General features: G+C 42.6%; 7 protein-coding genes. 1 reads left to right on the top strand and 6 read right to left on the bottom strand.

Annotated features, from left to right (window positions below; genetic code table 11):
* Positions 1-86: 86 nt before the first annotated feature.
* Positions 87-530: a DUF2726 domain-containing protein gene (locus tag RJ01_RS15330; RefSeq protein ID WP_034171722.1), complete on the top strand. Its 444-nt coding sequence runs from the start codon at positions 87-89 to the stop codon at positions 528-530.
* A 5-nt stretch (positions 531-535) separates the two neighbouring features.
* Here the strand turns inward: RJ01_RS15330 and RJ01_RS15335 are convergent, their stop codons facing one another.
* The 6 genes from RJ01_RS15335 to glnA form a co-directional block, all read right to left on the bottom strand.
* Positions 536-796 (bottom strand): hypothetical protein, encoded by a 261-nt coding sequence (locus RJ01_RS15335; protein ID WP_005234866.1) that lies wholly within the window; start codon positions 794-796, stop codon positions 536-538.
* Positions 797-907: 111 nt separating this feature from the next.
* On the bottom strand, positions 908-2,158 hold the full coding sequence (locus RJ01_RS15340; protein ID WP_034171718.1) for a S9 family peptidase: 1,251 nt from the start codon (positions 2,156-2,158) through the stop codon (positions 908-910).
* A gap of 106 nt (positions 2,159-2,264) precedes the next feature.
* A complete protein-coding gene (gene ubiA, locus RJ01_RS15345) occupies positions 2,265-3,143 on the bottom strand; it encodes a 4-hydroxybenzoate octaprenyltransferase (RefSeq protein WP_034171719.1) in 879 nt (292 codons plus the stop codon).
* A gap of 6 nt (positions 3,144-3,149) precedes the next feature.
* On the bottom strand, positions 3,150-3,608 hold the full coding sequence (locus RJ01_RS15350; RefSeq protein ID WP_162835346.1) for a chorismate lyase: 459 nt from the start codon (positions 3,606-3,608) through the stop codon (positions 3,150-3,152).
* Positions 3,609-3,663: 55 nt separating this feature from the next.
* Entirely contained in the window at positions 3,664-3,939 is a 276-nt protein-coding gene (locus RJ01_RS15355) for a hypothetical protein (protein WP_034171721.1), read from the bottom strand.
* Between the two features lie 86 nt (positions 3,940-4,025).
* Positions 4,026-5,441, bottom strand: a complete 1,416-nt coding sequence (glnA, locus tag RJ01_RS15360) for a type I glutamate--ammonia ligase (RefSeq protein ID WP_171064793.1) — start codon at positions 5,439-5,441, stop codon at positions 4,026-4,028.
* Positions 5,442-5,989 lie beyond the last annotated feature (548 nt).

The raw sequence follows: 5,989 nt of genomic DNA on the forward strand, positions 1-5,989 counted from the left end.
GTTCGAGCCCAGGTGGGAGAGCCAAGATTCTGAAAAACCCACTCATTGCGAAGTGGGTTTTTTTATTCTTTTCTCTTTTATTATCCGTGTTTGATTTGAGTCAGTTTATATTCTTTGTGATTGGCTGTCTGGCAAGCTTTGCCTTAATTTGCCTGCTCTTCCCTCATCTGTTTACCCGCCAGAAGAAATTCTATCCCAAGCGTGTCATTACAGCTTTCGAAAGCAAGATGTTTACTCGCCTGAAAGATGCTTTTCCGCATCATCATATTCTGGCACAGGTCGCATTTAGTGCTTTGATTACGCATGACAATATGAAAATGCGCAGCAAGTTTAACCGCAAGGTGACCGATTTTGTGGTGATGGACCGGGAATATAATGTGGTGGCGATTATAGAACTGGATGATCCAACCCATATTGGCAAGGAACAGGAAGATGCTGAACGCGATGCGATGCTGATTACTGCCGGCTATACAGTCGTCCGCTACACTGAAATTCCAACGATCCGGCAGCTACAAAGAGATTTAAGATAAATAGTTTAATGAGAGGAATTTGTTTCAGCTTCGGAAGCAGCTTGGGTTGCTTTAGCCTCCTGCTCTGCCTTTGATTTTTCAGCCGCTTCGCGCGCTTCAATCCGGGCAATCATATCTGCCTGTTGCTGCTTATATTTTTCCTGATTTTTTGCATCGCTATTAACTGCCAGAAATGCCATCGTCACTAAAAAAATCGGCACACATAAAGCCAGGGTTCCAAAGATAAGCAGTTTTTTAATACTGCGGGGTTTTGTCTGTTCCGACATAACAAGCCTATACTGATAACCTATAATCCTGAGTCACTATAACAAACTTAAATGATTGCTCAAGGCCTAGCCTTACAAGGAATAGAAAAGGAGCCGAAGCTCCTTTTAGGATTAAGGACTGACAGAAATACCTGAAGGCATATAGGTATTGATGAAGGTCAGCAGCTGGGTTCTGCTTTGTACAATAGCCTCGGTATGTGATGCGTCTTGTACCGGTACAAAAGTCACTGTGGTTCCCATATCTTTCAAGCCTTGTTGTAAAGTATTTGTCACTGGATACGGAACAGCCATATCTGCAGTGCCTTGAATGATCATCACAGGAACATTAATTTTTTCAGTTGCTGGCTGATTATTCTCTAGGAACTTTTCAACCGACGAATTATTCTGGAAGTTTTCTACTAATCCTGGATAGTCTACAACCGTTTTTTCCGGATTATTCACCAGATAATCATCAATATCTTGCACATATTCAGTAATCAATGGCCCTAAACAAAGTCCATTTTCTCCAGTCGTGCCTTCCGCCTTTTCAGCCACAATCCCTGCACGGCTTGAAAATATATTGCGATAGTTAAAGCCTGGTTCATAAGCTTTAATCCCGACAGCAACATAAGCCGCATAAGCCAGTAATTCTGCATAGACTGCTTTCGCAGCATTATCTTGCCCAGCCTCAACCAAGGCACTAAGCGCTTGCGGTGCTACTTCACTGATAATATAACCCAGACTTGAGGCCGGAGCTGCTGCAACTGCTGCCTTATAATTTGGATCTTCATCGGCAAACTGGGCTGTGGCAAGTGATGCGTGCCCTCCCTGGGATTGTCCCACTGAGACCCAGGCACCATTAAATCGATTTCCCTGTTGTTCCTTAAAGGCTCTTACTGCATAGATAGCCGATTGTGCCGCACTTTTTAAATTTAAATAAGGATGGATCCCCCGAGTACCTAATCCTTCATAATCGGGTGCAACAATCACATATCCCTTTGCAAGCAAGCTGCTGGCCAATCCTCTAAAATTATTATTCAGCTGGTTATTACTGGGTGCACAAGAATCACCGCTACCCACCGTGCCATGTTCCCAAACCACCACCCGCCATCCGTCTTGAGGTTGAGGTGTATTTGGATAAAACACCATGGCTGTCGCTTCAGCCCGTTCACCATTTACGTTTGGCATGTTATAGCGTATGACTTGAATATCTGACGCTTCAGGCAAGGTATCCTCATCATAAGACTGTTGACTTAAAAATACCCTTTCCTGTGGTCGGAACGAATCATTATCATCGTCATTACACGCAGTCATGAACAATGACATGGAACATACCAGTGCCAGACAGGTTTTTTTGAAACCGTTTTTCACTACATTATTCATATTCTAATCCCTTATTGTTGTTTATGATTTTCATGAAGAATCTTGAATTAAGCATAAAAAAAAGCACCCTTATAGGATGCTTTTGTTATGAATCGACAAGGTGCAGTTACAGAAGCACGGCAAAGATTCCAAGGAAAATCATCAGCCCCACCCAACGGTTATGACGGAAAGCCCAGAAACAGCGCTGTGGGTCCTTATCTCGAGTTTTGGACCATTGATAAATAAAATCAATTGCGACGGCTAGAAGCCCCATCAGGCCAAATGGAATCAGCAAATCCTCAATCCATAATGCTGCGCCAATCAAGACCAGACTTAAAGCCTGTAAGGTACTAATGATCTGAATATCATGCTGACCAAACAAAATGGCTGTGGATTTCACACCAATTTTCAAATCATATTCACGATCAGTAATCGCATATTGCGTGTCATAGGCCACGGTCCAAGCCAGATTGCCAAAATAGAGAAGCCAACAAGTTAAATCTGGCGTCTGCCCGACGGCAGTATAGGCCATTGGAATTGACCAGGAAAATGCAGCTCCCAAAAATACCTGCGGCAAATGGGTATAGCGTTTCATAAACGGATAAATGAACGCTAAAAACAAGGCTCCAAAGGACCAGTAAAAGGTTTCAATCGGCAGGAAAAATAACAGGCAGGCACTGGCTGCGACTAGCACCAGAAAGACCATCACTGCTTCTTTAGCACTAATAATACCAGTGGCTAAGGGACGGGTTTTGGTACGCTCGACATGCGCATCCACTTTACGGTCGGCAAAGTCATTAATGGCACAGCCCGCTGCGCGCATAAAAATTACACCTAGAATCATCAGCACCAAAATACTGAGATCAGGTATTCCCTTTGCTGCGACCCATAGCGCCCACATGGTCGGCCAGAAGACCAGCTCTGTGCCAATTGGCTTATCAAAACGACAAAGATAATAATAGGCGCTCAGACGTTCACGCCAAGTAATTGCTTGTGCAGTTGCCATATCAAGTTAAGCCTGTTGATTTTGTATAAAGTGTTCAAATACCGGTAAAAATGTTTCTTGTACGATAAATTTACAACCATGCCAAGTATAGCAGCTCTGGCGGGTCCAGCCCTCTTCCAGATAAATCACACGTCGCTCACACTGTGGATTGGTACGCTGGAATAATAGCCAGCCAATCGGCTTCGATCCAATATGCTGGAATATCCGCGCACGTTTTTGCAGGCTTAAAATTGGAAATATACTTTTGGCTTTGACCCAAGGCTGTTCTTCACAGCCATATAAATAGCTTTCCCGTACCCAAGACGTATGATGATGTGGCATCTGCATCCAACGGGCATCCACAAATTCCAGACGCTGAAAATGTTCCTGCTGTGGTTCTACCCGGAACTGACCACCAGCCAGATCTGTTAACTGCTGCGTCAATGATCCTGAGGCATACAGCCACTCTCGAAGTGCTGTAGGCATCTGCTGTCTATTCGGATTTTTAAATTTTACACTCACAATGTTATCAACTTCACGATTAGGCATTATCTGTCTTGGCAATCACTTCATATTTTCCACTTGGCAGCTTTTTCAAAATCATGCCATCTGTGGTGAGATAAAAACTTTGGGGGTAGTCATAGTCCAGAGCCAGCTCAGGATGACGTAATGCCACAAACTCAACCTGTTTATAACCTTCAGGTGTACGCGCAACATCTACATAGGTCACTTCAGAAAAATTCAGTTTAAAGCCTTTACTATGATCCTGAGGATCAATCCAAGGAAAAAAGCCGGTATATCTTTTACGTTGTGCCATAACTTCATATCTTTGATCAATAACAGCATCATACAAAAAAACCCGCACAAAGGCGGGTCTTTTTTACAGTGAAATTCAGATCAGAATTACAGGCTGTAGTACATGTCGAATTCAACTGGGTGAGTAGTCGTATTCAGACGACGTACATCTTCAGTCTTAAGTTCGATATAGGCATCAAGCATTTCTTTAGTGAACACGCCACCTTTAAGCAGGTAGTCATGATCTTCTTTAAGAGATTCAAGTGCCATTTCAAGGCTGTGCGCCACTGTAGGGATTTTCGCTTCTTCTTCAGGAGGAAGATCGTACAGGTTCTTGTCAGCAGCTTCACCTGGGTGAATCTTGTTTTGGATACCGTCGATACCCGCCATCAACAATGCAGCGAAACCTAGGTACGGGTTCATCATTGGATCAGGAAAACGTGCTTCAATACGTTTGCCTTTAGGGCTAGAAACGTAAGGAATACGGATAGAAGCTGAACGGTTACGCGCTGAGTAAGCAAGCATAATCGGTGCTTCGAAGTGAGGTACCAAACGTTTGTATGAGTTTGTAGATGGGTTAGTGATCGCATTCAATGAACGAGCATGTTTGATCACACCACCGATGAAGTACAATGCCATTTCTGAAAGGCCTGCATATTCATCACCAGCAAACAAGTTCTTGCCATCTTTAGAGATCGACATGTGCACGTGCATACCAGAACCGTTATCGCCTACCATTGGTTTAGGCATAAAGGTTGCAGTTTTAGCGTATTGGTGCGCAACGTTCCAAACAGCATATTTGAACTGTTGTACTTCGTCAGCTTTACGAACCATTGTGTTGAAGCTCACACCAATTTCTAACTGGCAAGACGCAACTTCGTGGTGATGTACTTCTACACGACCTGGGCCCATGATTTCTTCAATTTTTGCACACATGTCTGCACGCATATCTTGATGAGAATCAACAGGAGGAACTGGGAAATAACCACCTTTAACACGTGGACGATGACCTGAGTTACCTGCTTCGTAATCTTTACCAGTAGACCAAGCAGCTTCTTCAGCGATCAATGTGTGGCGAGCGCCAGACATGTCGATGTCCCATTTCACTTCGTCAAATACGAAGAATTCTGGTTCTGGACCGAAGAATGCAGTATCACCGATACCTGTAGATTTCAGGTATTCTTCTGCACGGCGAGCAATCGAACGTGGGTCACGTTCATAACCTTGACCAGTTGATGGTTCGATAACGTCACAAGTCACAACAACAGTTGGCTCTGCAAAGAACGGGTCGATGAAACCTGTTTCTGCATCTGGACGTAAGATCATGTCCGATGCTTCGATGCCTTTCCAACCTGCGATTGAAGAACCGTCAAACATTTTGCCGTCTTCAAACGTATCTTCATCAATACTGTCTGCTGGATAAGTAACGTGCTGTTCTTTACCCTTGGTATCAGTAAAGCGAAAATCGACCCATTTTGCGCCACTTTCTTGTATGAGTTGAAGGACCTTGTTCGCCATGCTCATTTTGCTCCGATGTTTTTTGTTGCACTCGCAAAGTGCGTGTTAGAAGTTGGTATCTATTAAGCAATTAGCGTACCAACTTTTAAAAGTATATCTAAAATCTTGAAATCTTTATAAGAAAACATAGGAAGATAAAAATACCTTGTCGCTATTATACTGTGACTTAAACTAAATGCACTATATTCAAGCATTCTTCCTGAGATTTGTTGCAGGTATTTTTTTAGCGCACCTAAATAGTGCGATGATTTCATATTAGGTAAGAATAGGAGCACTTTTCAGTGAGGAATTGCGTTTTTATGCTAATTTAGTTTAAAAAATATTCGATTTCGTTTAATTCTGGTTAAGTTTTATCAGTTACAAAGCGTGCTCTGTAGGTTTATGTACTTAAAAAGATCACTATTTTGAGTCACTTTTATTCAAATTGTCGATCTTATCGTTTGATTTATCCCATGCATTATTATTCAAATGATGTTTTTTTCAGCATCATTAGACCTCTTGCGAAAGTATCGTTTTACCTAATTTTTGAATTGGCTAAAACCTTATAAAATGTA

The organism is Acinetobacter sp. YZS-X1-1 (genome assembly GCF_000804305.1).
In the GTDB taxonomy this organism is placed as follows: domain Bacteria; phylum Pseudomonadota; class Gammaproteobacteria; order Pseudomonadales; family Moraxellaceae; genus Acinetobacter; species Acinetobacter variabilis.